We start from the raw sequence: 345 nt of genomic DNA on the forward strand, positions 1-345 counted from the left end.
ACTGGTATACGCAATACGGTGAAGCCAATTCTGGAATCGTGCGTATGGTGCGGCGCGATATGGAGTCTGCCTATCAAGCAGGTCGCAACGATGCACGCGTCGAGGCCGAAACGTGCTCTGATGAACAGTGGATCGCGGAGCACGGCACACGTCTCGCCCGGCTCCTGAACATCGATGGCTACGATTTGGCTGATCGCGATGCGCAGATTGCGGATTTGCTGAAGCGGTCAGCACTGATTCCCATGCACGGACGAATCGACGCGAAGGCCACGGTTCTGGGCATTATGCGATACGTAACGCGTAACTGGAACATGGAATTCGAGCACTACATGGGCACTCCCATGT

General features: G+C 55.9%; 1 protein-coding gene. It reads left to right on the plus strand.

Annotated features, from left to right (window positions below; translation table 11 throughout):
• On the plus strand, window positions 1–345 hold a 345-nt coding region (locus AC1RPN_RS08715; protein ID WP_481763795.1), incomplete at both ends, for a hypothetical protein.

The sequence above is a fragment of the Dellaglioa sp. CoH-57-MRSF-20 genome (genome assembly GCF_056781955.1).